Raw genomic sequence first — 25687 nt, 5'->3', positions numbered from 1 at the left:
GATTTCCTGGCGCAGTCCATGCCCTTGTCCGCGGCTCCCTGCCTTGAAGGCCAGGGACCGCGGACAAGCTGTGCGGGCAACCCTTATGGCAGTCAGTTCAGTGCTATCAGGAGCATCTGGCTGGTGCCGGGGATGCAGGTCTGCAGGATGGCCCGGGGGAAGCCGCCGAAGACCGCAATGACATCATTGGTGGTGCCCGGGTTGGGCACCTGTCCCCGGGCCGAGACCGTGTAGGTTCCATAACCCGGGATGCTCACTGTCTCGCCCACCCCAATGCCGGAGAAGCGTGCCCAGCCGCCGCAGAAATCGTGCTCCGTAATGAACAGCGAATAGCCGTCGTTGGGGGTGTAGTGGATGGGGCCAATGCAGGCGTCCACCATGCCCTGGCCGCCGGCGCCCGCAACATAGATGGTGCGGACGGCGGGCGCGGCGGGGACAGGTGCCGGAGCGGCCGCCGGTGCCGGGGCGGGAACGGAAGCCGCGGCGGGGGCAGAAGCAGGTGAGGCCGGCGCCGGCGCCGCAACTGGCGGGCCGGTCAGCACCAGAGTCTGGCCTGGGAGAATGATGCTGAAGGGGCCAAGGCCGTTGGCGGCGAGCATGGCATTCATGTCCACGCCGTGGCTGGCCGCGATGGCCCCGACAGTATCTCCGGGCACCACGGTGTAGAGGTTCGGGTCACCCGCGGGCGCGGCTGCCGGAGCGGGCACGGGCGCCGGTTCGGGAGCAGGAGCAGGCGCCGGTTCTGCCGGTGCCGCGGACTCCGGTGCCGCCGCTTCCGGGGCTGGTGCTCCTGCCTCGGAAACAGGCTCCGCTGCGGTGTTCGGCACCTCAGCTGATGCCGCACCGGCAACCTGGCCGATCGCCGTCGTGCTTTGGTCCAGGGGGGCGGGAGGCGCCGCCAAGGCACCGACCCCGACGGCGGCCACCACGGCGGCAGTGGCCATCCCGGCCCACAGCCTGTTGCTGATGGCCGGCCGCACGCCGGTGAGGTCGGTGCGGGGTTCGTCGGTGGCAAAGCTCCTGCTGGGGCCTTCGGGAGTGGAGAGGTATGGCTGATTCATGGGTAGCCCATCCGGGTTCGGTCCATGGCAGGCTGGCGCAGTGCGCTCCAGCACGCAGGACGGATTCAGGAAATATGCGCCGGCCGCCCCCAGCTGTTGCCGGGCTGCACAAAAGGCGCGTGATGGAGCGACCGCATACCCAGAAAATACGGAGGCTCCGTGAGGAGGCAGGACCCCGGGAAGCCAGCCCGGGGGACCCGCCAGCACGTGTTAGGTCCTAGGAATCCCGAGTCTAGGAACTGCGCAGGGCAGCGGCACCAGTAGGAATTACCCGAATATTTGCGCCCGATACCCGGTAGCCCGTGACCGACTACTCAAGAGGCGGCAACCCAATACTTGCCCGGAGGCCGGCGGCTACAGCGTGCGCCGCTCCTGGAGCTCGGCGATCTCCCGCCGGAGCGCGGCAATTTCAGCCACCAGCCCCGCCATTTCAGCGCGGACCGGCTCTTCGGCCTCGGATACTGCCTCAGCGGTGTCCTCCACCCGCTGGACCAGCCAGGACGCGATGGATGCCGTGACCACACCCAGGACGGCAATGCCACTCATCATCAGCGCAGCGGCCACCATGCGGCCGATCGGCGTCACCGGGTACATGTCGCCGTAACCCACGGTGGTGATGGTGGTCATGGCCCACCACAGGGCATCACCGAAGGTAATGATCTTCGCGTCCGGCACCGACTGCTCCACGTCCAGGACCGCCAGGGCCCCAACGAACACCAGCATCGTGGCCGAACCCGCCACATAGGTGACCACGCGTCCCCGCAGCGTGTCGCCCAGCGTCCTGTGCAGCACGGACAGCAGCGTCACCAGGCGGAGGAGGCGCAGCGGCCGGAAGAACGGCAGGGCCACAATCACCAGTTCATGCAGGTTCCGGATGAACCACGTGGCGCGATCGCCGGCAAGCCACAGGTTTGCCAGGTAATCCACCACAAAGATGCCCCACGTCGCCCACATAAGAGCTTCGAGCCAGAGGGCGGCGCCGCCTTCCAGCCTGCCGATCACCTGCCACGCGTACGCCCCCAGGAAAACGAGGGCAGTCACCGTCAGCGGCCAGTCCGCAAGGTCCCGGTAGCGTTGTTGGGTCATGCAGGAAATCCTACTGTCAGGTCCAGCGCCTGCTCCGGCAAGCATGTTACCGGCGGGTAGCATAAGGGGATGCACCTGCTCCTGAGAACCCTCCTGATGCTCTTCCGCTCGTCGCGCCGGCCGCCGCTGACGGTCTGGGACAGCGCCTCGCTCCCGCTGCGGGTGCTGCCGACGGACATCGATATCGCCATGCACGTCAACAACGGCATGTACCTGTCCCTGATGGACCTGGGCCGGTTCGACCTGATGGTCCGCAGCGGCGTGTGGCAGCGGATGCGCCGCCGGGGCTGGGGGCCGGTGGTGGCCGCGGAGACCATCGCCTTCCGCAAGTCCCTCCAGCTGTGGCAGCACTACACCATTGAGACCCGCATCATCGGGCTGGACGCCAAAGCCATCTTCTTTGAACAGCGCATGGTGGCCGACGGGGAGGTGTATGCCCGTGCCTACATCGCCACCCGCCTGGTGGCCAAGGGCCGGCCGGTGAGCCAGGAGGAGATCCTGCGCGAGTTCGGCGAGCCGCCGGTGGACCTGGTCCTTCCCGACTGGATCCATGAGTGGCGGGCGTCCAGCGCGCTGCCCGGCAGCAGGACGGCGGCGCCGCACCGCTGGGAAGCATAGTGGCCTGAGCGCCAAAACCCCGTGTATAGGGACCGTGCCCGTTATTCCCGATGACGCGCGGAGCGAACAAGGGCCCTCCACGGAGGACATGCCTGGGCATCCCGCGTACCGTTGACACATGGCTACCCTAGACATCACAGGTGAACAGTTCGCATCCACCATCGAAGGCAACGACATTGTCCTGGTGGATTTCTGGGCGGAATGGTGCGGACCCTGCAAGCAGTTCGGCCCCACGTACTCAGCAGTTTCCGAGAAGCACCCGGACGTCCTCTTCACCAAGGTGGACACCGAAGCGGAGCAGCAGCTCGCGGCCGAGGCAGGCATCTCGTCCATCCCCACCCTGATGGCCTTCCGCGAAAAGGTGCTGGTGTTCTCCCAGCCCGGTGCGCTGAACGCCCAGCAGCTTGAACAGGTGGTGGATGCCGTGAAGGCGCTGGACATGGAGGAAGTCCACGCCCACGTGGCCCGCCAGCGGGAAGAAGCCGCGGCAACAGCCGGCAAGCAGGCAGGCCCGCAGGACGGCACCCAGATCCCGGACGCCTGATCCGTCCTTTATATTGAATGCCTTAACTCGAAATGCGGGACCTCCCACTGGGAGGTCCCGCATTCGTTAATGCTCGGAGTGCAGGGGCTAGAGGCGTTCCAGCTTGACCGGTTCCGCCAGCAGCGCGCTCAGGGATTCGTTGAGGTCCTGCACCGCGATGCCCTTGGAATGCTTGGCAAGGTCCTCCTCCGACGCCCACTGCTCAGTCAGGACCAGCTTTTCTTCGGTGGCTTCTGTCAGCTCGTAGCGGATGCAGCCGGGTTCGTTCACCACCTCGTCGATGGCTATTTCGAGGGCCAGCTTCACACGGTGGAACTCGCCGTCGTTGGGGATGAACGTTGCCTGCAGGTCAATGGGTGAACTCATGGATTTCACAATACCGGGAGCCGGGGAGGGCGGCGCTTCTGTTGCGCCGGACACCCGGGGGTGTTGTGGTGGCGCGGTGCTTCTATTGCCAGGGCCCACTTGGTAGCGTGCCACCATGCGCGCATACACAGCCGGGGACACTGACGTCCCGCTGCTCGAGGAGACCATTGGCCGGAACTTCGAGCGGGTGGTGGAGCGGTTCCCCTTCCATGATGCCCTCATTGAGGCGGCGCCTGTTCCGGGCGCGGATGCGCGCCGCTGGAGCTACACAAAGATGAACGACGACGTCGACCGACTGGCGCGGGCTCTCCTCGCCCTGGGCATCGCCAAGGGGGACCGGGTGGGGATCTGGAGCCCCAACTGCGCCGAGTGGACGCTGCTGCAGTACGCCACGGCCAAGGCCGGCGCCATCCTGGTGAACGTCAACCCGGCGTACCGCAGCCATGAGCTGGAATTCGTGGTCAGGCAGAACGGCATGCGGATGCTGGTCACGGCGCCGTCGGACCGGAACAGCGACTACGTGGGGATGGCCCGCCGTGCGCTCGCCCGGTGCCCCGACCTGCGCGAACTTGTCTTCCTTCCCGCGCCTGGCGGGCCAGGTGGACAAGGGCCTGAGGGGCAGGGGCCAGGCGGGGAAGGGTTCGACGCCGGCGTCCCCCTCAGCGACGCGGAAATGACGTACGCCGAGCTGCTTCGGCGGGCGGACGCCGTCGGACATTCGCACCTGTTGGCCCGCATGGCTGAACTCGGCCCGCACGATCCCATCAACCTGCAGTACACGTCGGGGACCACGGGCTTCCCCAAGGGGGCCACCCTGACGCACCACAACATCCTGAACAACGGATATTCCATTGGCGAGCTGCTCGGGTACACGGAGCACGACAGGGTGGTGGTTCCGGTGCCGTTCTACCACTGCTTCGGCATGGTGATCGGCAACCTGAATGCCCTCAGCCACGGCGCGGCCACCATCATTCCCAGCCGCGGTTTCAACGCGGCCGCGGCCCTTGAGGCTGTCCAGGATTTCGGCGGCACGTCCCTGTACGGCGTGCCCACCATGTTCATCGCAGAACTGGCGTTGCCCGATTTTGCGTCCTACGACCTCTCAACCTTGCGCACCGGGGTCATGGCCGGCTCCCTGTGCCCCATCGAGGTGATGAACCGGGTCATTTCGGAGATGAACATGCGGGACGTGGCCATCTGCTACGGGATGACGGAAACGTCCCCGGTGTCCACCATGACCCGGCAGGGCGACACCCTGCAGCACCGCACCGAAACCGTTGGGCGGACCATGCCGCACCTGGAAAGCAAGATCGTTGACCCGGCCTCCGGTGAGGTGCTGGAGCGCGGGCAGATCGGGGAGCTGTGCACGCGGGGCTACGCGGTGATGGAGGGGTACTGGAACCAGCCGGACAAAACCGCCGAGGCCATCGACGGCGAGGGCTGGATGCACACCGGGGACCTGGCCCGCATGGACAGGGAGGGCTACGTGGTGATCGAGGGCCGGATCAAGGACATGGTGATCAGGGGCGGAGAGAACATCTACCCGCGGGAAATCGAGGAGTTCCTCTACACCCACCCGTCCATCCGTGACGTGCAGGTCATCGGTGTCCCGGATGCGCAGTACGGCGAGGAACTGATGGCCTGCATCATCCTGGAACCGGGGGCGGAACCGCTGGATGCTTCCGCCGTTGCCGACTTCTGCCGCGGGCGCCTGGCCCACTACAAGATCCCGCGCTACGTCGACGTCCGCAGCAGCTTTCCCATGACGGTGTCCGGGAAGGTCCGCAAAGTGGAGATGCGGGAGGAAGCGGTGGCCCGGCTGGGGCTTTGAACTGCAACGCGGGGTCACTTCCCGCCCCATAATTCGGGTTCTTCGGGCAAGGAATGACCCCGCGATGTCAGTGCCGGCGGTGGTCCTGGATGGTCATCCGCGGGCCGAACGTGGGTTTGCGGAAGCCGCTGGCCTGGATCATCCGCACCACGCGCTGGCGGTGCCCCTTCCACGGTTCCAAGAGCCGGAGCATCCCGGCGTCATCCGTGCGCCTGCCGGTCAGCGCCGCCCCCACGTAGGCAGCCAGGTGGTAGTCGCCCACCGAGACCGAGTCCGGGCATCCGTGCGTGCGCTGCACCACCTCGGCTGCCGTCCACACGCCGATCCCCGGAATCACCTGCAGCTTTTCCGCCGCCTCCAGCGCCGGCAGCGCCGCCAGCCGTTCAAGCGCGACGGCGGAGCGCAGCGCCCGCATGACGGTGGCCGAGCGTTGCGGCCCCACGCCCGCCCTGTGCCACTCCCAGCTGGGGACCTGTAGCCACTGGGCGGCGGTGGGGGCCAGCACCAGTGCGCCCGGAGCCAATGCGCCGGCGGAGGGAGCGGGGGAGCCGAAGCGGTGCAGAAGGTAGCGGTAGGCCCGGCGGGCCTCGATCACTGTCACTTTCTGTTCCAGGATGATCGGGACGAGCTGGTCCACCATGCGGCCGCTCGCGGGAAGCCGGACGCCCTGGCTTCGCCGCCGCGCCTCGCGGACCATGCCGGGGAGGGTGGCGTGGAAGGCGGGCTCGTCGAATGCGGACCAGTCGTCCTCTCCACCCAGGAGCCGCGGCGCTGCCCCGACCGCGGCCGCGGCACCAGGACCCCAGGCCTGGACGTCCACGCAGTGCTCCAAGCCGGTGCCGGCAGTGGCGCTGAACCGCACGGTGGCAGGACCGTCCGTCGTCGTAAAGGCATTCCAGATGACGCTCCCCTGGACGCTGAAGGACGGATCGCTGTTGCCGCGCAGGAGCGGGCCGAGGGTCCGGGCAAGGTTGTACTGGCCGCCCGGATACCACCGTAGAGAGGCGTCCGCTGCGGCTGCCAGCCGGGCGGGAACCTCTGCAATTGTCATAGAGCCATCGTCCCACGCCCCAGTGACAACGGGCGGTCTCCGCCATCTGCGGCGGCAATCTTCGGCACCGTGCCCCACGTGCCAAAGGCCCTTAACCAGCCGTCATTCCGGGACTAGAATCCCAGGTGTGGCGCGGGGCGTCCGCGCCTTCCCTTCGAGATTCCAGGTGAGCGCAATGGGTGGAGTAGTGCATTTCGAAATCCCCGCTGACGATCAGGAGCGGGCCAGGAAGTTCTACCAGGAGGCCCTCGGGTGGCGGATCGACGCCGTCCCGGGAATGGACTACAACATGGTGATCACCACGCCCATGGACGAGGCCACCGGGCAGCCGACGGAAGCGGGCGCCATCAACGGCGGCATGATGGCCAGGGAGGGTGAAATCACCAGTCCGGTCATCACGGTGGATGTCCCGGACATCGATGCCACGCTCAAAACCGTGGAGCAGCTTGGCGGCTCCGTTGTGATGCCCAAGAACGAGATTCCCGGAATGGGCTACTTCGCCTACTTCAAGGACACCGAGGGCAACGTGATGGGGCTCTGGGAGAACCTGCCCGTGGGGGAAACGGGACAGGGCTCAGGTACTGAATCAGCTGCGGACGGCTTCTCCATCTAGGCGCCCGGAGCAACCAAGGGCGGGACCATGGGCACCCTCGAGCAGGTGCTGGCCATCATCACCGGGATCGTTTTGATCACGGTCGGCCTCCTCGAAGCCTTCCGGTACAAGGACCAGCGCCTCCACCCAATCTTCCTGATCAAACCCGGTGACACGTCGGCCGTCCGGATGTGGACGTTCAACCTCGGGTTCTACAACATCATCTGGGGTATTTTCGGGATCGCCGGCGTGGTGCTAGTGAACTCCGGGGAGGTCATCGTGGGCCGGACCATGGTGGCCCTGATGTGCATCGCGCACGCCATCCTCGGCATGATCCTGGTTATTAGCGAACGCAGGCTCTGGCTCAGCGGCATCGGCCAGTCATTCTTCCCGGTGGTGATTCTGTGGCTCATGTTCACCTGAGGCATGGCGGGCAAGTGCGGACGCGGGTGGCCGGGGAAGCGGTAGCTTTGTACACATGAAGTACGCCCAGTCCATCCTGGACCTCATCGGCAATACCCCGCTCATCAAGCTCAACCACGTCACTGACGGCATCAAGGCCACCGTCCTGGTGAAACTCGAGTACCTGAACCCCGGCGGATCCATCAAGGACCGCATCGCGATCAAGATGATCGAGGACGCCGAGCGGGAGGGCAAGCTGCAGCCCGGCGGCACCATCGTGGAGCCAACCTCCGGAAATACGGGCGTGGGCCTGGCGCTGGTGGCCCAGCAAAAGGGCTACAAATGCATCTTCGTGGTGCCGGACAAGGTGGGCGAGGACAAGCGCGCCGTCCTGCAGGCCTACGGCGCGGAGGTTGTCGTCACGCCAACAGCAGTCCCGCCGGACAGCCCGCAGAGCTACTACGGTGTTTCGGACCGGATAGTCCGGGAGACCCCTGGTGCGTACAAGCCGGACCAGTTCTCCAACCCCGCCGCGCCCGGCAGCCACTACCAGACCACCGGCCCCGAGATCTGGCGGGACACGGACGGCAAAGTCACCCACTGCGTGATCGGTGCCGGCACCGGCGGCACCATCACCGGCACCGGCCGCTACCTCAAGGAAGCCTCGGCTGACAGGCCGGAATCCGAGGGCGGCGTGGTCCGGATCATTGGCGCCGACCCGGAAGGTTCGGTCTACTCCGGCGGCACCGGGCGCCCGTATTTCGTGGAGGGCGTGGGGGAGGACATGTGGCCCGCGAACTACGACAAGTCCGTGCCCGACCAGGTGATCGCCGTCAGTGACGCGGACTCCTTCGCCATGACCCGGCGGCTGGCCCGCGAGGAGGGCCTGCTGGTGGGCGGGTCCTCGGGCATGGCTGTGGTAGCCGCACTGCAGGCGGCGCGGGACCTGCCCGCGTCCGCCGTCGTGGTCGTCATTCTTCCTGACTCAGGCCGCGGCTACCTGGCCAAAATCTTCAACGACCAGTGGATGCGCTCCTACGGCTTCCTGTCCGGCGGCGAGGAGACCTCCGTTGGGGAAGTCATCAGCTCCAAGAACGGCGAACTGCCGGACCTGGTGCACATCCACCCGAACGAGTCCGTCCGCGATGTCATCAACATCATGAACGAGTTCGGCGTCAGCCACATCCCGGTCCTGTCCCAGGAGCCCCCGGTGGTCATGGGCGAGGTGCTGGGCGCCGTGGATGAGCGCACCCTCACGGCCAAGCTGTTCCGCGGCGAGGCGAAGCTCACGGACAAGATCTCCGAGCACATGGGCCCCAAGCTGCCCGTGATCGGCTCGCTGGAAACCATCTCCGCGGCCAGGGAGCTGCTCTCGGATGTGGACACCGTCATGGTCACGTTCGTGGGTGCACCCGTGGGCATCCTCACCCGGCACGACCTCCTGGCCTACCTCAGCAACTGAACCGCTTCCCCTGACCTGCGCCACCCGTAAAGGAGCACCATGTCCGCCTCGCACACCCAAGGTTTCAACACCCGCGCCGTCCACGCCGGCCAGGCTTTCGAGCCCCGCACCGGCGCGGTTGTGCCGCCCCTGCACTTCAGTTCCACCTACGCCCAGGACGGCATTGGCGGGCTGCGGGACGGCTATGAGTACGGCCGCGGCGGCAACCCCACCCGGGACGCCCTGCAGGAACAGCTCGCCGCGCTGGAGGGCGGCACGCACGCCTACAGCTTCAGTTCCGGGCTGGCAGCGGAAGACTCGCTGATCCGTGCGCTGACCCGGCCCGGGGACCACATCGTGCTCGGCAACGACGCCTACGGCGGCACCTACCGGCTGATCAGCCGGGTCCTGGCCGGCTGGGGGATCGGCAACACCCCGGTGGACATGGCAAACCTTGATTCCGTGCGGGCGGCTGTCAGCGCCAACAAGACCAGGTTCGTCTGGGTGGAAACCCCGTCCAACCCGCTGATGAAGATCACCGACATCGCGGCGCTCGCAGACATAGCGCACGACGCCGGGGCCCTCCTGGTGGTGGACAACACCTTCGCATCGCCCTACCTGCAGACCCCGCTCGCCCTGGGTGCCGACGTCGTGGTCCACTCCACCACCAAGTACATCGGCGGCCACTCCGACGTTGTGGGCGGCGCCGTAGTGGTCAACGACGCGGACCTCGCTGAGAAGATCGGCTTTGTGCAGTTCGCCGTGGGTGCCGTCTCCGGCCCCATGGACGCCTTCCTCACCACCCGCGGGCTGAAGACGCTGGGGGTCCGGATGGACCGGCACAGCCTGAACGGCCAGGCCGTGGCCGAGTGGCTGCTGGAGCGTCCCGAGGTGGAGGCTGTCCTGTACCCGGGGCTGCCGTCCCACCCGGGCCACGAGCTTGCAAAAAAGCAGATGCGCAGCTTCGGCGGCATGGTGTCCGTACAGTTCAAGGGCGGTGAGGCGGCTGCCCGGAAGGTGGCGGAGTCAACCTCCGTGTTCACCCTTGCGGAGTCTTTGGGCGGCATCGAGTCGCTGATGAACTACCCGTCCGAGATGACCCATGCATCGGTCAAGGGCACCGAACTCGCCGTTCCCGTGAACCTGCTCCGGCTGTCCTGCGGGATCGAGGATGTTGAGGACCTGGTGGCAGACCTTGAACAGGCCTTCGCCTCAATCCCGTAGGGCTTTCTGCTGGCTTTCTTCAAGATAGTCAGCTAGGGTGCCGTTATGGCACTTCGATCCGACTGGTCCCGGCGCAACTGCAGCATGGCCCGCGGCCTGGACATCCTGGGCGACCCGTGGACCATCCTTATCCTCCGGGAGGTCTTCTTTGGCAACGGACGCTTCGATGCGATGAAGGCCCGGCTCGAGGTGGCCGACTCCGTGCTCACCAAGCGCCTGGCCGGCCTCGTCGAGTCGGGGCTGCTCACCAAAAGGGCGTACGGTGACGGCGGCCGCACCAGGTATGAATACGTGCTGACGGAGAAGGGCGAAGATGCCCTCCCGGTGCTGAATGCGGTGACAATCTGGGCGGAGAAGCACCTGCCGGCACCGTCGGAGCAGGCCCACATGTACGTCATCCACCGCAGCTGCGGCCAGCGCACCACTTCCGCCGATACCTGCACCGCGTGCGGGGAGCGGCTGACGGCAGCCAACACCAGCTGGCACAGCAGGTCCCGTTCGGCGGAACCCGTCCAGCTCTCCACCGCCCCTGGACACGAAGGAACAGCCGCATGAGCGTGGACAAGACCGTCGAGGGGGCGTCCCGGGAAGCCGGCCCGGGCCTTGCCGACGTAACCGCCGGCCCTGCCTCCGCCGTCGTCCGCTTGCAGGAAGCCCCGCCGGGGCGCCCGCGCCGCCGCCTGCACCCTGCATGGGTCGTGGCCGCCGTCGCCTTCCTCGCGTTGGTCGGTGCGGCAGGTTTCCGCGCCGCCCCCGGCGTCCTGATGGTCCCGCTGCAGCAGGAGTTCGGCTGGTCCACCACCGTTTTGTCCGCGGCGGTCAGCATCAACCTGGTCCTTTTCGGGCTGACGGCGCCGTTCGCCGCAGCGCTGATGGAGCGGTTCGGCATCCGGGCCGTGACTGCCACCGCCCTCGTGCTGATCGGCGCCGGCAGTGCCCTCACCGTGCTGGTGAACCAGTCCTGGCAGATCCTGCTGACCTGGGGGCTGCTGATCGGGCTCGGCACCGGATCCATGGCGCTGGTGTTCGCTGCCACGATTGCCAATACCTGGTTCGTGAAGAGCCGCGGCCTGGTGATCGGCATCCTCACCGCAGGCAGTGCCGCCGGCCAGCTGGTGTTCCTTCCATTCATTGCCGTGCTGGCGCAGGATCCGGGCTGGCGGCAGGCGTCGCTGCTGATTGCCGCCGGAGCCCTGGCCGTGGTTCCCCTGGTGCTGAAGTTCCTCAAGAACTCGCCGGCCGACGCCGGGGTCCTGCCCTACGGCGAGACCGCACCAGAGCCTGTTCCGGCCAGGCAGGCCACGACGCCGGAGCCCGCCGCCCGCAGCAATGCCGCCGTCCGTGCCCTGCAGGTCCTCCGGCGGGCCAGCCGCGTCCGGACCTTCTGGGCACTCGTGGCCGGGTTCGCCATCTGCGGCGCCACCACCAACGGGCTGATCGGCACCCACTTCATCCCCTCCGCCCACGACCACGGCATGACCGAGACCACCGCTGCCGGCCTGCTCGCCGTCGTCGGAATCTTCGACATTGTGGGGACCATCGCCTCCGGCTGGCTGACCGACCGGTTCAACCCCCGCATCCTCCTGGCGGTCTACTACCAGTTCCGCGGCATCGGCCTGCTGGTGCTGCCCCTGCTGCTGAGCGCCGAAGTCCAGCCGAGCATGATCGTCTTTGTGGTGATCTACGGCTTGGACTGGGTGGCCACCGTGCCGCCGACAGCGGCCATCTGCCGGGAAACGTTCGGCGCGGACGGCAGCGTGGTGTTCGGGTGGGTCTTCGCGGCCCACCAGCTCGGCGCGGCCGCCGCCGCCCTGGGCGCCGGCGCCATCCGGGACGCCACCGGCCAGTACACCTACGCCTGGTTCGGTGCCGCGGCAATGTGCACCATCGCGGCGGTCATCAGCGCCACCATCCGCAGGCACTCGGGCTCCCGCGAGCCCGCCACGGCAGGGACGCCTGCCTAACGCCGCCCGCCTGACACCGGACCCCGACCCGCCGCTACTAGGCTGGTGCCATGGAGACGCCGCCCGAAGTTCCCGTCCGAAACGTCGCCCTCATCACCGGCGCCGGAAGGTTTGCCTCCATCGGCGCCGGGATCGCCCGGCAGCTGGCGGCGGAAGGCTGGGACCTGGTCCTGGCTTACTGGCCGGGCTACGACGCCCGCATGCCGTGGGGGACTGAACCGGACGACGTCGTCCGCCTGACTGCCGAGCTGGAAGCCATTGGTGCCCAGGTCCATACCCTGCCCGCTGACCTGGAGGACCCTGCCGCGGCAGAGAAGCTGGTGGCGGACGCCGTGCAGCTCACCGGCCCGCTGCACGGCATGGTGCTCAGCCACGCCGAGTCCGTGGATTCCGGCATCCTGGACACCAGCCTTGAATCGTTCGAGCGGCACTTCGCCGTGAATACCCGGGCCAGCTGGCAGCTGATTGCCGCGTTTGCGCGGCAGGCAACGGACGACGGCGGCGCGATCGTTGCGCTGACCAGTGACCACACGGCGTTCAACCTGCCGTACGGCGCGTCGAAGGGGGCGCTGGACAGGATCGTGATTGCCGCCGCCCGGGAGCTGGGGCCGCTGGGCATCTCGGCGAACGTGCTGAACCCGGGGCCGGTGGACACCGGGTGGATGGATGACGAGGTCCGCGCGGCTCTCCTGTCCCGGCAGCCCACCGGACGCCTGGGAACACCGGCAGACGTGGCCGGCACCGTGGCGTTCCTGCTCTCGCCCGCCGGCCGCTGGGTTTCCGGGCAGCTGATCAAGTCAGACGGCGGCTTCTCGGCTTAGCGCCTTTCCCGCCCGGCGCCCCTCCCAGCCCTCCCTTCCCAACTAGGTAGCGCTAAGTGTCGTTTTGACCCCTCAAAACGACACTTGGCGCTACTTACTTGGGGGAGCGGGCGCTGGTTTGCCCGGCGGCGGCCTTGCCCGTGAAATAGCCCCGGGTGGAGGGGAGGAAACGGCAGACGACGGCGAGCACCACGCCCAGGGCCAGCAGCAGCACGCCGCTCACAAACGCGCCGCCGACGCCGAAGATCTGGGTGTTGCCGTACGCCGGATCCCACATCTGCACGGCAGAGATGAAGAAGGCCGCTGTCAGCAGCAGGGCGCCCACCAGGGGAAGGATGCCCCGGAACCACAGATTCCGCACGGACTGCCGCAGGGTGCCCCGGAAGTACCAGAAGCAGGCGAAGCCGGTCAGTGCGTAGTAGAACGCGATGAACAGGCTGATGGCGCTGATGGAATCGGAGAGCAGGTTTTCACTTAGGAAGCTCATGGCCACGTAGTACGCGATGGCCGCGGCCCCCATGACCTGGGTGGAGAAGCCGGGAGTTTGGTTCTTCGGATGCACCTCGCCGAACTTCGCAGGCAGCGCGCCGTGGACCCCCATGGAGAGGGTGCCGCGGGCCGTGGGCAGGATGGTGGTCTGGGTAGATGACAGGACCGAGGCCAGGACCGCGACGACGATCAGCCAGCCCCACGGGCCCAACACCACGTCCCGCATGGCAAGGAACACGTCGTCCTGGTTGGCCTCGTTGCCCAGGCCGATGCCTTCGGTGCCCACCGTGGCGTACATCATCACCAGGAGCGCGACGGACACGTAGATGGCCACCAGGATGAAGGCGGAGATCACCGCGCCGCGGCCGGGGGTGGTGGAGGGGTTCTCCGTTTCCTCGTTCACTGCCAGGCACGTGTCCCAGCCCCAGTAAATGAACAGGGCAAGGAGCGCACCGTGGACCACGGCCCCGGGATCCGCGAAGGCACCTGCCGGGTTGAACCACTCAAAGTCGAAGGGCTGGATGGTGGTGTCGTCCCCTGCTGAGCCCCGGACAATCCCGACGACGATGGCCAGGGCAAAGATGCCCAGCGCAATGTACTGCACATACGTCAGGACCCGCTGGACGTGCTCGCCTAGCCGGATGCCCCGGTAATTGACCAGCGTCATGACGGCGATGAACAGCACGCCGGTGCCAGTAACCAGCACCTTGTTCCCGGCCAGGGAGCCGTCACCCACCAGGAGCCACAGGTACTGTCCGGCCACCTGCGCAAGGTTTGCCAGGACCACGATGCCCGCGAGCGCCACACCCCAGCCGCCCAGCCACCCTGCCCAGGGGCCGAAGGTGCGGCGCGACCAGGTGAAGGTGGTTCCGCAGTCCGGGATGGCGCTGTTCAGTTCGCGGAACGCATACGCGATGAACAGGACGGGGATAAAGCCCAGCAGCAGGATCAGGGGAGTGTAGTTCCCGTTGACGGCCACGATGAGGCCCAGTGTTGCCGCCAGCGAGTACACCGGCGCTGTGGAGGCAAGGCCGATCATCACGGAGTCGCCGAGGTCCAGGATGCCGGCACGGAGACCCTTGGCCGGAACAGTGGTGCCTGGCGTGCCTCCGGGGCCGCCCGTCGTCGTAATCTCTGTGCTCATGCTGCCACCGGATTCATAGTGCGATACCTGCTTTGCTGGAGGCCACGGCCGAAAGCGGCGCCGGCGCGTCGATGGTGTTGGGCACGAAACGGCAGAAGTAATCGGTGACGGGCCCGTCCGATTCCCGGATGCCGCAGCCCACCGATTCGCCGTCCACCACCCACAGGCCCAGGACGGGATGGTTGCCGTCAAAGTCCGGCAGCGGGTGGTACTGCTGGTAGCACCAGCCTTCACGGCCGTAGCCGCCGGGCTGTTCCAGGCTGATACCGGCCGCGTGGATCTTGATGTTGTCCCCCTCGCGGCCGTGCAGCGGCTTGGCAACCCATTCCTTCAGCGGGCCGGGCTCGTTGAGGAAGGCGGGCAGCAGGTTGGGATGCTCCGGATACAGGTGCCACAACGCGGCGAGCAGGGCCTTGTTGGAGAGCAGCATCTTCCACGCAGGCTCAACCCAGCGCGGGTTGTGCGCTCGCTCCAGCAGCCGGTGGCCGAACGGTTCCTTCATCATCAGCTCCCACGGGTAGAGCTTGAAGATGGTGCTGATCATGAAGTTGTCCAGGTCCACGAACCGGTTCAGGTTGGGGTCCCAGCCGATATCGGACATGTTGATGCCGATAGTGGTCCACCCCGCCTGGCTGGCCACGTCCCGCATGTACGCCGCGGTCATCCAGTCCTCGCCGGACTCCTCAACCTCCGAATGCGCAACGTGCAGGGTGCTCATCCCGGTGCGGTACTGCACCTTCTTCCACTGCCGGATCAGCGCCTCGTGGATGCCGTTCCACTGGTCCTTTTCCGGAAAGACGTCCTGCAGCCAGAACCACTGCGCCACCGCCGCCTCGATCAGGCCCGTGGGGGTGTCCGCGTTGTACTCGAGCATCTTGGCGGGTCCGCCCTGCCCGTCGTAAATGAAATCGAACCGGCCATAGACATCCACGTCCCCGGCCTGCAGGGATTCTGCTGCGAGTTCCAGCGCCTGCGCGCCGATGCCGAGGGTGCCCATGGCACCCGTGGCCAGGAACTTCGCCGCTTCCAGGCACATCCGGTGCATTTCTTCGGCCGTTTCCTCGAGGCGCTCCACCTCCTCCATGGTGAACTCGTAGTACGCGGCCTCGTTCCAGTACTCGATCCGGCGCCCGTCGTCCATGGTGGTGGTGGAGAACACCAGACCCTGCTCCTCGATCTTCTGCTTCCAGCCAGGCCTGGGCTCAGACATCAACCGCTTCACGCTCAGCCCCCCGAGACCTTGCCGCCGCCACCGCTGCTGCCGCTCTTGGCGCTGGTTCCAAAGCCGCCCCGGCTGACCGTTCCGCCTTTGGTGCTGTATCCGGTGGACACTTTTGCGCCGCTGGGCACGGTCCGGGTGTAGTTGGGTGCGGTGGACCGGTTCTGGCCTACCGGCGGAACGTAGGCGCCGCGGGAGAAGAAGTACCAGGCGAAAACACCGCCGCCGCGTCCGGCGGAGCTGTCGCAGTTGCGGTCCTCCACGCGCTCGCCGGTTTCGTCGTTGAAGCACACCTGCGCGTACTCGGGATCGTCCTGGTTGCTGGCCACCACGGCGGTGATGGTGCCGGCGAGCAGCGCTGTTACGCCCAGGCCTACGACGACGGTGCGCCGCTGGGAGCGTTTCTTCCGGGACGCCTCTTCGTTGAGGTGCCGTTCGCGGTCCCGCGCGAACGGGTCCACCGGAGTGACCGGCTGGTTCAGTAGTTCCGGGCGCAGTTCCGGCTTGGGCACCTGCCAGGGAGGGGGCTTCGCGCCGCTGTGCCCGTCCCCGCCCGGCTGGCCGCCTTCGCCCGCAGGCTGGCCGCCGGGCCGCCCGTGGTCCGGGTCCTTGTTCGGGTCCATGGTGTCCCCCTCAGTTGTCCACGTGAATTGGGCACAGCGCTGCACCCCCCAATTGCAATCCTGAAATCAGCGTAGTCCCTGCCGGTAGCGGCTGCGAGTAGGGCAGCCCGTCCGGAACAGGGGAGAAGTCCCCATCCCGGCAGCTCCCCGCCGCTGCCGGCCGCCGACCCTACACTGGAGCCATGGAAACCGCCTCTGTCCTTGCCGTGTGCCGCGTCCACCAGCTCCTTCCGGACGCGTCGAACGTAGGCGTGACCGCCATTGACAAGCGTCCCGCCGAAGGCCCGGTCAAGGTGCACCGGTTGGGCCTGCAGGGCGACATCCAGGCCAACCGTGTCCACCATGGCGGGCCGGACCAGGCCCTCTACGCGTACTCGCAGGAGGACGCGGACTTCTGGGAGGGCGAACTCCAGCGCGAGCTGCCGCCGGGGTTCTTCGGTGAAAACCTTCGGGTTGCCGGGATCGATGCCACCGGCGCGGTGATCGGAGAGCGCTGGAAGATCGGCCTGGACGTCGAGGTGGAGGTCACCTCGCCGCGCACGCCCTGCGCCACCTTCCAGCGCCGGATGCGCGAGCCGCGGTTCGTCAAGCGTTTCACCGAGGAAGGCCGGGTGGGAGCCTACCTGCGGGTGGTCCGGACGGGGAGCATCCAGGCGGGAGACCATATCCACCGGCTGTACGTCCCCAGGCACGGCATCACCGTGGGCAAGTGGTTCAGCGAGCCTGACCTGGAAGCCATGGAAGCACTGCGCGACGCCGATGCCGACGGTGAGATCCGCCTGCAGCAGCCGGAGTTCAGGCAGAAGTTCGAGGCGCTGGAACGGCAGCTGGGCCGGTAGCCGCAAGGGCAAGGCGGCTGGAAGGGGAGCGGTGTGCGCAAGCTCACCGCCGTCGTCGTACGTTCAATTTCCGCTGCGGCGGGTGCGTACCTTACACTTGAAACATCCCCCACTCCGGAAATCCCTTATTCCTGCCCAATTTTTGAGGCAGGACTGGCAAGTGTTGGGGCCCGCACAAGCGATGCGGGCATTTTCATAGGGAGAGCCGGCTAAAGAAAACGCTGTACAGACTGCTGGGATAGCAGCCAAGAGATGCAGCGGGAAGTCCTGCCACGGGATTGCGAAAGCGCCGGACTTCTGTGACCGGCCGGTCAATGTTTGCCCGGCATCCACGGCACACGTACTGCGGCTCCACTCACCTCGGGTAGTGCCGTCTGGCCCCCTATGGATGAGGAATATCTCCCTATGCCCGAAAATCACAACGACGCCACTGCTGAAACAGCAACTGCCAGCATCGAATTCACCGAGCCCGCTGCCCCCGCAGCCGAGGCCGCCCCGGCACCCGCCGAAGCCCCCGAAGCAGCTCCCGCCGAAGCCCCCGCCAAGGTTGAGGAAGCCCCCGCCGCTCCCGCCGCCAAGGCTGAGGACGACGAGGAAGAGGGCATCAAGTTCGCCGACCTCGGCATCGACGGCCGCGTCCTCGCCGCCCTGCAGGATGTCGGCTACGAAAAGCCTTCCCCCATCCAGGCAGCAACCATCCCGCTCCTGCTCGAAGGCCGCGACGTCGTGGGCCTCGCCCAGACCGGCACCGGTAAGACTGCAGCATTCGCAGTACCGGCACTGTCCCGCCTGGCCGAACTCCACGACCTCAACGGCCCGTCCCGGAAGACCCAGGCACTGGTCCTGGCTCCCACCCGTGAGCTGGCGCTGCAGGTTGCCGAGGCCTTCACGTCCTACGCCAAGCACATTGACGACTTCACCGTCCTCCCCGTCTACGGCGGCTCCGCCTACGGCCCCCAGCTCGCCGGCCTGCGCCGCGGTGCCCAGGTTGTTGTTGGTACCCCCGGCCGCGTGATCGACCACATCTCCAAGGGTTCCCTGGACCTGTCCGAGCTCCAGTACCTGGTGCTGGACGAGGCCGACGAGATGCTGCGCATGGGCTTCGCCGAAGACGTGGAGCAGATCTTCCAGCAGACCCCGTCCGACCGCCAGGTTGCGCTGTTCTCGGCCACCATGCCGAGCCAGATCCGCCGCATGTCCAAGCAGTACCTGAACAACCCGGCCGAGATCTCCGTCAAGTCCAAGACCACCACCGGCGCCAACACCCGGCAGCGGTACCTGCAGGTCATGGGCCCGCACAAGCTCGATGCCATGACCCGCATCCTCGAAGTTGAAGAGTTCGACGGCGTCATCGCCTTCGTGCGCACCAAGATGGCTACCGAGGACCTGGCTGACAAGCTGAAGTCCCGCGGTTTCCAGGCCGCCGCGATCAACGGCGACATTCCGCAGCAGCAGCGCGAGCGCACTGTGGACGCACTGAAGGAAGGCCGCATCGACATCCTCGTGGCCACTGACGTCGCCGCCCGTGGCCTTGACGTGGAGCGCATCAGCCACGTCATCAACTACGACATCCCGCACGACACCGAGTCCTACGTGCACCGCATCGGCCGCACCGGCCGTGCAGGCCGCTCCGGCGACGCCATCCTGTTCATGACGCCGCGGGAGAAGTACCTGCTGCGTTCCATCGAGAAGGCCACCCGTCAGCCGGTGGAGCAGATGCACCTGCCCACCGCCGAAACCGTGAACACGCTGCGCCTGGGCAAGTTCGCCGAGCGCATCACGGAAACCCTGGCCTCCGAGGACGTGGCTCCGTTCCGCGACCTCATCGCCTCCTACGAGGAAGAGCACAACGTGCCCGCCTCGGAGATCGCCGCAGCCCTTGCCGTCATGGCGCAGGGCGGGCAGCCTCTGCTGGTCAAGGAACTGCCTGCAGCTCCCGAGTTCCAGAAGCGCGAGCGCTCCAAGGACGGCTTCGGCTCACGCGGCCCGACCCGCACGCTGACCGAGGGCAATGCCACCTACCGGATCGCCGTGGGACGCCGCCAGCGCGTCATGCCGGGTTCCATCGTGGGCGCCATCGCCAACGAGGGCGGCATCTCCTCGGCGCAGATCGGCGGCATCGACATCCGCTCGGACCACTCCCTGGTGGAGCTGCCCGCGGACCTGAGCCCCGAGCAGCTGCGTGCCCTGTCCCGCACCCGGATCGGCGGCGAGCTGATCCACCTCGAGCTGGACAACGGCCGCAAGCCCTCCGGCGAGCGCGGCTCCTACCAGGGCAACCGCGGCGGTGACCGGGGAGGCAACTTCAAGGGCAACGGCGGGTTCAAGAAGGAATTCCGCAAGTCCGACGGCGAGCGGTCCTCCGCGGACCGCGGCGGCCGCTCCTACGGCGAGCGTTCTTCCTTTGGTGCTGACAGCGGTGCCAGCCGCGGCCAGGCCAGCGACTCCCGCTTCGGCGGCCACGGTGACGGCTCACGGAAGCCCCGCCACGGCAACGAGGGCGGCCAGCGCGACTTCAACCGCAAGGGCAAGTGGTAAACCGTCAGCTAGCCTGACACGTTCCCCCGGTGGGCCGGCTTCCAAGCCGGCCCACCGGCATTTAACCCTTGAAGTTTTTGTCCAGATGCGCAGACTCCCAGGGGCTCGAAACCTGCATACCCGGACAAAAACTCAAGCCGCGTGTGCGACTCGACACACCAGGGCCGTTGATCTGCTGCAAAACCGTCCGCAGGCCTGGACCCTGTCGCCGTCTGCCCGGCCGCACAACCCCGTAATGGCGCGGAAAATCGGGGTCCAAGGGGCGCGAACTGCAAGCGTTGCGCCGCCCAAAAGCCACCCCGGACGCCGATTTGTTGGTGGGAAAATCTTCCGGTAGAGTATTTACTCGTTGCCCCCCTAGCTCAGTGGTAGAGCGCGTTCTTGGTAAGAACGAGGTCACCGGATCGATTCCGGTGGGGGGCTCTGGATGAGGGCCTGTGTCAAGGCGGTTTTGACCGGCTTGGCGCAGGTTTTTCTCATTCGTGGCGGTGTAGCTCAGTTGGTTAGAGCGCACGACTCATAATCGTGAGGTCGGGAGATCGAGCCTCCCCACCGCTACAGGCTAAGCCCCCGGGATCCTTGAGATTCCGGGGGCTTTTCTGTGCCCTTTTCGGTTCCGCCAACAGAAGGTCCTTCGGCTCTGGCGCCACGGGACTGGCGGTAGAGGATGGATCCAAAGGCAGGAGCGCGGCGAGGAAGGCCAACAATGTCCCGAACAGCTGGGTCCGGCGGGCCACCTGCCGCCGCCGCCGGGACAGGCCGACTGGCCTTCGTGGACGTCCTGAGGGTGCTGATCATCTCCATGGTGATCATCCACCACGCCGCCCAGGCGTACGGGGAGACCGGCGGCTTCTGGCCCGTGGAAGACCAGGCCACCAGCGACTGGTTCGTCCCGTTCTACACGGTGAACGCGGCCGTGGGCCTGGGCCTGTTGTTCCTGGTGGCCGGCTACTTCCTGCCCGGCTCTTATGAGCGCAAGGGTCCGCGCCGGTTCCTTAGGGAACGGTGGGTCCGCATCGGGGTGCCGCTCGTTTTCTTCGTTGTGGCAGTCAACGTTCCGCTCGCCTACCTGGCGTCCGGAAGTCCCGCTCCGGGGGAGTTCGTTAGGTCCCTCTACGACGGCGCGTGGCAGGGCGCCTACCTCCACCTGTGGTTCCTGGCCCACCTCCTCCTCTACTCGGCCGCCTATGTCCTGCTGGCGGGCCGTATCCGCCGGCTGCGCCCGGCCGCACCAGGGGGCCCGCGGCGGACACTGCCCCCGCCTGGCCACCGCGCCATCCTGGCCTTCGCAGCGGCCCTGGTCCTGGTCACCTGGGTTGTCCGGTGGTGGTTTCCCGTTGATGACTGGGTGCCGCTGTTCTTCGTCATTCCAGCGGAGCCCGCCAACCTCGCCCAGTACGTGAGCCTGTTCGTTTTGGGCATCCTGGCCTACCGGAACGACTGGTTCCGGCGGATCCCGCGCCACATCGGCTTCACCTGGCTGGCGGTGGGCCTCATTGCGTCCGCGGCCATCTTCTCCCTGCAGGCCTTCCATCTCTGGAATGTTGCCACCGCGACGGGAGGGCTTGATGGGCGGTCGCTGGTGCGGGTCTTCCTGGAGACGATGGTGTGCGCCGGCCTGTCCGTGGGCCTGGTGGTCACGTCCCGGGAGCTCTTCCACCGTCCCGTACGGCTGCTGGCAGCGATGGCCGCCGCCAGCTATGCCGCGTACATCCTCCACATCTTCGTCGTGGTGGGCCTCCAGGTGGCCATCCTGCAGGCCAATTGGCCGGCCGGGGCTAAGTTCCTCCTGGTTGCCGTGCTCGGCGTCGTGGTTTCCTTTGGCTTGGGCCACATTTCCCGCTCGGTGCCGGGACTGCGGATACTGCTTGGCACCGTCCCGGAGCGCCGGCGGGCAGTCTGACTGCTCCCGTGAACTGCGCGTGAACGCGGTGGCTTCCAACTCCCCGCCTTCGAGGCCACAATAGGGACCATGGGCCAGCTCACCTACACCTGCATCACCTCCCTGGACGGGTATGTGGCGGACAGGAACGGCAACTTCGACTGGAGCGCGCCCGACGAGGAAGTCCACGCCTTCGTCAACGACCTCGAACGGGACGTCGGGACGTTCCTGCTCGGCCGCAGGATGTACGACGTTATGGCCGTTTGGGAAACCATGGGCGGTCCCGGCGACCCGCCGGTGATCCAGGACTACGCCCGGATCTGGAAGGAGGCAGACAAGGTTATCTACTCTTCTTCGCTTGCAGTCGCCGGGACGTCCAGGACCCGGATCGAGCGCACCTTCGACCCGGACGCCGTACGGGCGATGAAGGCCGCAACGGACGGGACGATGAGCATCGGCGGTGCCAACCTGGCCGGACTGGCATTCGCGGCAGGACTGGTGGACGAATGCGGATTCCTGATCAATCCGGTGGTGGTCGGGGGAGGCCTGCGGGCCTTGCCGGACAACCTGGAAGCCCGGCTTGAACTCTTGGACGAGCGCCGGTTCGGCAACGGCGTGGTGTACCTTCGCTACCGTTGCCTGCCCTGAGGGGCAGAATGGGGGCATGACCCGAATCGCAATCATCGGCGGCCACGGCAAAGTGGCCCTTCACCTGTCCGCCCTGCTCACGGAAGAAGGCCACAGCGTCACCTCGTTCATCCGCAACCCGGACCATGCCGCGGACGTCGCGGCAACGGGGGCAGCGCCGTCGGTCCTGGACGTTGAAAATGCGACGACGGCGGCCATCGCCGAAGCGTTGAAAGGCCATGACGCCGTGGTCTGGTCCGCCGGCGCCGGCGGCGGCAACCCGTCACGCACCTACGCAGTGGACCGGGACGCGGCAATCCGTTCGATGGATGCGGCCGCGGAAGCCAATGTGGGCCGCTACGTGATGGTGTCCTACCTGGGCGCCGGCAAGGACCATGGCGTGCCGGCGCACCACTCCTTCTTTGCGTACGCCGAGGCCAAAGCCGCCGCTGACGAGTACCTGCGGGGCACCGGCCTTGCCTGGACCATCCTGGGCCCGGGGGCGTTGACGGACAAGCCGGGAACCGGGCTGATCGATGTCAGCCCCGCGCCCGGCGGCAGCCGGGAAACCTCCCGAAGCAATACCGCAAGCGTCGCGGTGGCCGTGCTGGACCTGCCGGAAACGGCGGGCAAGACCATCGAATTCTGTGACGGCACGCTGCCTATCGCCGCTGCCCTGCAATAGCGGCAGGTCAGCTGGCTTAGCGCTGTAAATACTTCGCCCTTCCTGCACTACCGTCGCCCGTCGCGTGCTACTTCGCCCCGCCGTTGCTTTGGTGACGGCGCATTCCAACCGCCTCGCACAGTCCCGCACTTTCAACAGCGCGTCATGGGAAGCCAATTCTGCCAACCGGCGTTGCCCACAAGCTGAACAGTGCAGCCATGAATACCGGCACTTGGCCAGGTGAAGTGACCGAAACCACCTGCGCGCCCGTGCCGGAGTTCGGCGGCAAACGGTGCTGCTCAAGTAAGATGGCTCTTTGTTGCCTGCCTTTGCGGCATCGTCAGTGCCTGCCGGCCGTTGGCCGAGCTAATGAGAAGTGCGCACCCCTGAACTCCGTGTTTGGAATCGATGTGCCCTGTGACTGAGTCTCCTTCGTCCGACGGGTGTTGAACATTGGTCACTGCCGGTGGTTGCGTCGAAGGGAATCATGACAATACTGGTTGATCCGTCCGCCGAGAACCGGGCCCTCAGACTTCGATCCCAAGGACAGAGGTTACGCCGTAGCGGGTTCAGGACTGATATTCAGGCGTTGAGGGCGCTTGCCGTCGCACTGGTTGTTCTTAATCACCTATGGCCAAATCGTCTCTCTGGCGGGTTTATAGGCGTGGATGTCTTTTTCGTTATTTCCGGTTTCCTCATCACGTCGCATCTTGCGAAGGAGCTGAGGGCTAACGGAAGGATACGTTTGGTGACCTTTTATGCCAGACGCGTCAGGCGTCTAATGCCGGCTGCCTTCCTGGTCCTCGTCGCATCGTTGCTGCTCGCCGGCACCGCGCTGCCTTACAACCGGTGGCCGGCTACTGTTCAAGAGGTCCTCGGCAGTGCTTTCTACATCGAGAACTGGCTTCTGGCGGCCAAGTCGGTGAACTATTCGGCCATGAATGATTCAGCAACTGTGGCCCAGCACTTCTGGTCCCTTTCCGTTGAAGAGCAGTTCTACCTTTTCTGGCCGCTGATTTTGATGGGCCTGTATATAGTGTCAGGAAAGATGCGGAAGTCTTCCCAAGGGGTCCTCTTGGCAGGCGTCAGCGTAGCGACCGCCCTCACTTTTGTCTGCAGCGTATACCTTACGGCGGTGTCGCCCAGCCAGGCGTATTTTGTGACGCAGGTGAGAGTATGGGAATTCGGGATTGGTGCCATTGTTGCGCTGGCTGGCTCCCGTACATCATTTGGGGCTAGGACTTGCAATGTTGGCTCGCTGGCTGGATTCGCGTTGGTCCTCGCGAGCGCTATGGCATTCGGCCCCCACACCGAGTTCCCGGGATGGGCAGCGATGGTACCGGCTGTGGGAACTGCCTTGGTTATCCTTTCAGGCTCTGCCGAAAAGCAGCTATGGCACAGCCGCCTGACAGGGGCAAAGCCAGTTCAGTTCGTAGGTGGCATTTCATATTCACTGTATTTGTGGCATTGGCCGCTCATCGTGGTGGCCCCATACCTCGCCGGGGCCGACCTGAACGCAGGCATCAAGCTTTTCGTGTTGTTTTCGGCTGTTGTGCTTGCTTGGCTCACCAAAGTCTTTATCGAAGACAGGTGGCTTGATAGAGGCGTGAACACGAGCCCCAGTCCGGCGCGACCAGTCTTCCTCCGTCTGGCTGTTGGCATGACGGTCATAGCCCTGATGGCGTTGGGTTTGAGCGCCCTGGGAACTCAGAAGGCTGGCCAGGCCCGCCTACTGGCGGAAAAACTGGCAGCCAACCCGTGCCAGGGGCCCTCAGTAGTGGACCGAGTGGATGAATGCGGGAGTCCTTTTACCAAGCCAGTCGCGTTGCCGAACATGGCGTTAACCAACTCATATGCACAGTTCCCCGACGAATGCCAGAATGACAACACTCTTGCGGATGGCCTTTCAGGCCATCCGGCCTCCTGTGACTTCTCGGGCGGTGATCCTAAATCTGAGACGGTCTGGCTCGTGGGTGACTCGCATGCCCAGCAGTGGCAGACGGCCGTATTCGAACTGGCCAAGGAACGCCAGTGGAAGCTGAAATGGAGCTACTTTGGGGGTTGCCCGCTCGTAGACGCCTCCTATCGGGGTTACGAGGGCCAAGTGGCTGATCCCGCGAAAAAGGCAAGCTGTGAAAAGTGGAGTCAGACCGTGGCCACAGCCGTGGAACGAGACAAGCCCAGCAAAGTGTTCGTAAGCATGTTCTCGACGGGGGAACAGATTGAGGATGGGAGTGGACGTCCTCAGTTGGCCCAATACGCCGATGGCCTCGTCAAGTATTGGAATCGTTGGATCGATGCAGGCGCCCTGGTCTTGCCAATATTCGATCCCCCCCAGAACGGTTCAGTCCGCAGTGCTGACTGTCTTGCGCTCCATGCCGAAAACCCAGTGGAGTGCGCTGTTCTGAAGAACAGAGCGCTCCCGCAGGAGCCCCTTAAGGTGGCAGTCGAAAAAATGGATAGCCCCAGAGTGCGGCCACTGGATCTCACTCGTTATTTCTGTGACGACACCAACTGTTACTCCGCAGTTGGTGGAGTTTCCATTTATTATGATGCCGATCATCTGAACAGGGAGGTCGTCAAAGGACTCGTTCCCATGTTCGCTGCGCAAGTTGACTGAGTCGAAGAACCGGGGAATCCGAGAGGGCAACTTGCGCTGAG

23 protein-coding genes and 2 tRNA genes are annotated in these 25687 nt (G+C 65.9%); 18 read left to right on the top strand and 7 right to left on the bottom strand.

The features are described from left to right. Positions 1–92: 92 nt before the first annotated feature. The gene (locus tag FHJ30_RS14835; protein WP_139030004.1) at positions 93–1061 is read right to left on the bottom strand and encodes a LysM domain-containing protein; all 969 of its coding nucleotides are present in this window, start codon (positions 1059–1061) and stop codon (positions 93–95) included. Positions 1062–1415: 354 nt separating this feature from the next. Next, positions 1416–2147, bottom strand: coding sequence for a potassium channel family protein (locus FHJ30_RS14830; protein WP_139030003.1), 732 nt, complete (start codon positions 2145–2147; stop codon positions 1416–1418). A 69-nt stretch (positions 2148–2216) separates the two neighbouring features. Here FHJ30_RS14830 and FHJ30_RS14825 point away from each other — a divergent pair, with 69 nt between their 5' ends. Together FHJ30_RS14825 and FHJ30_RS14820 are read left to right on the top strand one after the other, a co-directional pair. Beyond that, the gene (locus FHJ30_RS14825) at positions 2217–2765 is read left to right on the top strand and encodes a thioesterase family protein (RefSeq protein WP_139030002.1); all 549 of its coding nucleotides are present in this window, start codon (positions 2217–2219) and stop codon (positions 2763–2765) included. A 118-nt stretch (positions 2766–2883) separates the two neighbouring features. Next, entirely contained in the window at positions 2884–3309 is a 426-nt protein-coding gene (locus tag FHJ30_RS14820) for a co-chaperone YbbN (RefSeq protein WP_139030001.1), read from the top strand. A gap of 87 nt (positions 3310–3396) precedes the next feature. Here FHJ30_RS14820 and FHJ30_RS14815 read toward each other — a convergent pair whose 3' ends face one another. Next, the gene (locus FHJ30_RS14815) at positions 3397–3675 is read right to left on the bottom strand and encodes a putative quinol monooxygenase (protein WP_139030000.1); all 279 of its coding nucleotides are present in this window, start codon (positions 3673–3675) and stop codon (positions 3397–3399) included. A gap of 115 nt (positions 3676–3790) precedes the next feature. On the opposite strand from FHJ30_RS14815, the gene FHJ30_RS14810 reads away from it, so the two are divergent. After that, positions 3791–5506, top strand: coding sequence for an AMP-binding protein (locus FHJ30_RS14810; RefSeq protein ID WP_139029999.1), 1716 nt, complete (start codon positions 3791–3793; stop codon positions 5504–5506). A gap of 67 nt (positions 5507–5573) precedes the next feature. On the opposite strand, the gene FHJ30_RS14805 is transcribed toward FHJ30_RS14810, so the two are convergent. After that, positions 5574–6557, bottom strand: a complete 984-nt coding sequence (locus FHJ30_RS14805; protein WP_139029998.1) for a DNA-3-methyladenine glycosylase — start codon at positions 6555–6557, stop codon at positions 5574–5576. Between the two features lie 175 nt (positions 6558–6732). Between FHJ30_RS14805 and FHJ30_RS14800 the strand changes: the two genes are divergently transcribed. Genes FHJ30_RS14800 through FHJ30_RS14770 form a run of 7 tightly spaced genes read left to right on the top strand, consistent with a single transcriptional unit; the run spans position 6733 to position 13001 of the window. Continuing rightward, complete coding sequence (locus tag FHJ30_RS14800; protein WP_139029997.1) at positions 6733–7170, top strand: VOC family protein; 438 nt, start codon at positions 6733–6735, stop codon at positions 7168–7170. 27 nt (positions 7171–7197) lie between these two features. Further along, a complete protein-coding gene (locus FHJ30_RS14795; protein ID WP_139029996.1) occupies positions 7198–7572 on the top strand; it encodes a DUF1304 family protein in 375 nt (124 codons plus the stop codon). A gap of 55 nt (positions 7573–7627) precedes the next feature. Further along, positions 7628–9013: a cystathionine beta-synthase gene (locus tag FHJ30_RS14790; protein ID WP_139029995.1), complete on the top strand. Its 1386-nt coding sequence runs from the start codon at positions 7628–7630 to the stop codon at positions 9011–9013. Between the two features lie 39 nt (positions 9014–9052). Continuing rightward, complete coding sequence (locus FHJ30_RS14785) at positions 9053–10216, top strand: cystathionine gamma-synthase (protein ID WP_139029994.1); 1164 nt, start codon at positions 9053–9055, stop codon at positions 10214–10216. A 45-nt stretch (positions 10217–10261) separates the two neighbouring features. Beyond that, positions 10262–10771 carry a helix-turn-helix domain-containing protein gene (locus FHJ30_RS14780; protein WP_139029993.1) on the top strand — a complete coding sequence of 170 codons (510 nt, stop codon included), beginning with the start codon at positions 10262–10264 and terminating at the stop codon, positions 10769–10771. After that, a complete protein-coding gene (locus FHJ30_RS14775; protein WP_240793714.1) occupies positions 10768–12180 on the top strand; it encodes an MFS transporter in 1413 nt (470 codons plus the stop codon). Before FHJ30_RS14780 ends, FHJ30_RS14775 begins: the two co-directional genes overlap by 4 nt. A 50-nt stretch (positions 12181–12230) precedes the next feature. Further along, positions 12231–13001 (top strand): SDR family oxidoreductase, encoded by a 771-nt coding sequence (locus FHJ30_RS14770; protein ID WP_139029992.1) that lies wholly within the window; start codon positions 12231–12233, stop codon positions 12999–13001. A 94-nt stretch (positions 13002–13095) separates the two neighbouring features. Here FHJ30_RS14770 and FHJ30_RS14765 read toward each other — a convergent pair whose 3' ends face one another. From FHJ30_RS14765 to FHJ30_RS14755, 3 genes are read right to left on the bottom strand one after another with little or no spacing between them, the layout of a single operon-like run. Beyond that, positions 13096–14634: an APC family permease gene (locus FHJ30_RS14765; RefSeq protein ID WP_139029991.1), complete on the bottom strand. Its 1539-nt coding sequence runs from the start codon at positions 14632–14634 to the stop codon at positions 13096–13098. Positions 14635–14647: 13 nt separating this feature from the next. Continuing rightward, complete coding sequence (locus FHJ30_RS14760) at positions 14648–15856, bottom strand: glutathionylspermidine synthase family protein (RefSeq protein WP_139029990.1); 1209 nt, start codon at positions 15854–15856, stop codon at positions 14648–14650. A 2-nt stretch (positions 15857–15858) separates the two neighbouring features. Beyond that, entirely contained in the window at positions 15859–16476 is a 618-nt protein-coding gene (locus tag FHJ30_RS14755) for a Tat pathway signal protein (RefSeq protein WP_139029989.1), read from the bottom strand. 182 nt (positions 16477–16658) lie between these two features. Between FHJ30_RS14755 and FHJ30_RS14750 the strand changes: the two genes are divergently transcribed. From FHJ30_RS14750 to FHJ30_RS14715, 8 genes are all read left to right on the top strand, one after another. Beyond that, a complete protein-coding gene (locus tag FHJ30_RS14750) occupies positions 16659–17315 on the top strand; it encodes an MOSC domain-containing protein (RefSeq protein WP_139029988.1) in 657 nt (218 codons plus the stop codon). Positions 17316–17720: 405 nt separating this feature from the next. Beyond that, the gene (locus FHJ30_RS14745; RefSeq protein ID WP_139029987.1) at positions 17721–19853 is read left to right on the top strand and encodes a DEAD/DEAH box helicase; all 2133 of its coding nucleotides are present in this window, start codon (positions 17721–17723) and stop codon (positions 19851–19853) included. 351 nt (positions 19854–20204) lie between these two features. Then, positions 20205–20276, top strand: a tRNA-Thr gene (locus tag FHJ30_RS14740). A 61-nt stretch (positions 20277–20337) separates the two neighbouring features. Beyond that, positions 20338–20411: transfer RNA gene (locus FHJ30_RS14735), tRNA-Met, on the top strand. A gap of 148 nt (positions 20412–20559) precedes the next feature. Further along, positions 20560–21756: an acyltransferase family protein gene (locus FHJ30_RS14730; protein ID WP_171059068.1), complete on the top strand. Its 1197-nt coding sequence runs from the start codon at positions 20560–20562 to the stop codon at positions 21754–21756. Between the two features lie 69 nt (positions 21757–21825). Then, on the top strand, positions 21826–22383 hold the full coding sequence (locus FHJ30_RS14725) for a dihydrofolate reductase family protein (RefSeq protein ID WP_139029985.1): 558 nt from the start codon (positions 21826–21828) through the stop codon (positions 22381–22383). Between the two features lie 16 nt (positions 22384–22399). Then, positions 22400–23047, top strand: a complete 648-nt coding sequence (locus tag FHJ30_RS14720) for an SDR family oxidoreductase (RefSeq protein ID WP_139029984.1) — start codon at positions 22400–22402, stop codon at positions 23045–23047. Positions 23048–23513: 466 nt separating this feature from the next. Continuing rightward, the gene (locus FHJ30_RS14715; protein ID WP_139029983.1) at positions 23514–25646 is read left to right on the top strand and encodes an acyltransferase family protein; all 2133 of its coding nucleotides are present in this window, start codon (positions 23514–23516) and stop codon (positions 25644–25646) included. Positions 25647–25687: the final 41 nt, after the last annotated feature.

This window comes from Arthrobacter sp. BB-1 (genome assembly GCF_006151685.1).
Taxonomy (GTDB): domain Bacteria; phylum Actinomycetota; class Actinomycetes; order Actinomycetales; family Micrococcaceae; genus Arthrobacter.
This window is presented reverse-complemented; position numbering and strand designations above follow the sequence as displayed.

What these genes read in the sequence shown, in the direction of transcription:
- FHJ30_RS14785 (WP_139029994.1), top strand. Translation starts at nt 9,053, where the DNA reads ATGTCCGCCTCGCACACCCAAGGTTTCAACACCCGCGCCGTCCACGCC.
- FHJ30_RS14835 (WP_139030004.1), bottom strand. Translation starts at nt 1,061, where the DNA reads ATGAATCAGCCATACCTCTCCACTCCCGAAGGCCCCAGCAGGAGCTTT.
- FHJ30_RS14765 (WP_139029991.1), bottom strand. Translation starts at nt 14,634, where the DNA reads ATGAGCACAGAGATTACGACGACGGGCGGCCCCGGAGGCACGCCAGGC.
- FHJ30_RS14825 (WP_139030002.1), top strand. Translation starts at nt 2,217, where the DNA reads ATGCACCTGCTCCTGAGAACCCTCCTGATGCTCTTCCGCTCGTCGCGC.
- FHJ30_RS14725 (WP_139029985.1), top strand. Translation starts at nt 21,826, where the DNA reads ATGGGCCAGCTCACCTACACCTGCATCACCTCCCTGGACGGGTATGTG.
- FHJ30_RS14745 (WP_139029987.1), top strand. Translation starts at nt 17,721, where the DNA reads ATGCCCGAAAATCACAACGACGCCACTGCTGAAACAGCAACTGCCAGC.
- FHJ30_RS14730 (WP_171059068.1), top strand. Translation starts at nt 20,560, where the DNA reads ATGTCCCGAACAGCTGGGTCCGGCGGGCCACCTGCCGCCGCCGCCGGG.
- FHJ30_RS14815 (WP_139030000.1), bottom strand. Translation starts at nt 3,675, where the DNA reads ATGAGTTCACCCATTGACCTGCAGGCAACGTTCATCCCCAACGACGGC.
- FHJ30_RS14805 (WP_139029998.1), bottom strand. Translation starts at nt 6,557, where the DNA reads ATGACAATTGCAGAGGTTCCCGCCCGGCTGGCAGCCGCAGCGGACGCC.
- FHJ30_RS14780 (WP_139029993.1), top strand. Translation starts at nt 10,262, where the DNA reads ATGGCACTTCGATCCGACTGGTCCCGGCGCAACTGCAGCATGGCCCGC.
- FHJ30_RS14790 (WP_139029995.1), top strand. Translation starts at nt 7,628, where the DNA reads ATGAAGTACGCCCAGTCCATCCTGGACCTCATCGGCAATACCCCGCTC.
- FHJ30_RS14715 (WP_139029983.1), top strand. Translation starts at nt 23,514, where the DNA reads ATGACAATACTGGTTGATCCGTCCGCCGAGAACCGGGCCCTCAGACTT.
- FHJ30_RS14810 (WP_139029999.1), top strand. Translation starts at nt 3,791, where the DNA reads ATGCGCGCATACACAGCCGGGGACACTGACGTCCCGCTGCTCGAGGAG.
- FHJ30_RS14830 (WP_139030003.1), bottom strand. Translation starts at nt 2,147, where the DNA reads ATGACCCAACAACGCTACCGGGACCTTGCGGACTGGCCGCTGACGGTG.
- FHJ30_RS14800 (WP_139029997.1), top strand. Translation starts at nt 6,733, where the DNA reads ATGGGTGGAGTAGTGCATTTCGAAATCCCCGCTGACGATCAGGAGCGG.
- FHJ30_RS14795 (WP_139029996.1), top strand. Translation starts at nt 7,198, where the DNA reads ATGGGCACCCTCGAGCAGGTGCTGGCCATCATCACCGGGATCGTTTTG.
- FHJ30_RS14770 (WP_139029992.1), top strand. Translation starts at nt 12,231, where the DNA reads ATGGAGACGCCGCCCGAAGTTCCCGTCCGAAACGTCGCCCTCATCACC.
- FHJ30_RS14750 (WP_139029988.1), top strand. Translation starts at nt 16,659, where the DNA reads ATGGAAACCGCCTCTGTCCTTGCCGTGTGCCGCGTCCACCAGCTCCTT.
- FHJ30_RS14820 (WP_139030001.1), top strand. Translation starts at nt 2,884, where the DNA reads ATGGCTACCCTAGACATCACAGGTGAACAGTTCGCATCCACCATCGAA.
- FHJ30_RS14720 (WP_139029984.1), top strand. Translation starts at nt 22,400, where the DNA reads ATGACCCGAATCGCAATCATCGGCGGCCACGGCAAAGTGGCCCTTCAC.
- FHJ30_RS14775 (WP_240793714.1), top strand. Translation starts at nt 10,768, where the DNA reads ATGAGCGTGGACAAGACCGTCGAGGGGGCGTCCCGGGAAGCCGGCCCG.
- FHJ30_RS14755 (WP_139029989.1), bottom strand. Translation starts at nt 16,476, where the DNA reads ATGGACCCGAACAAGGACCCGGACCACGGGCGGCCCGGCGGCCAGCCT.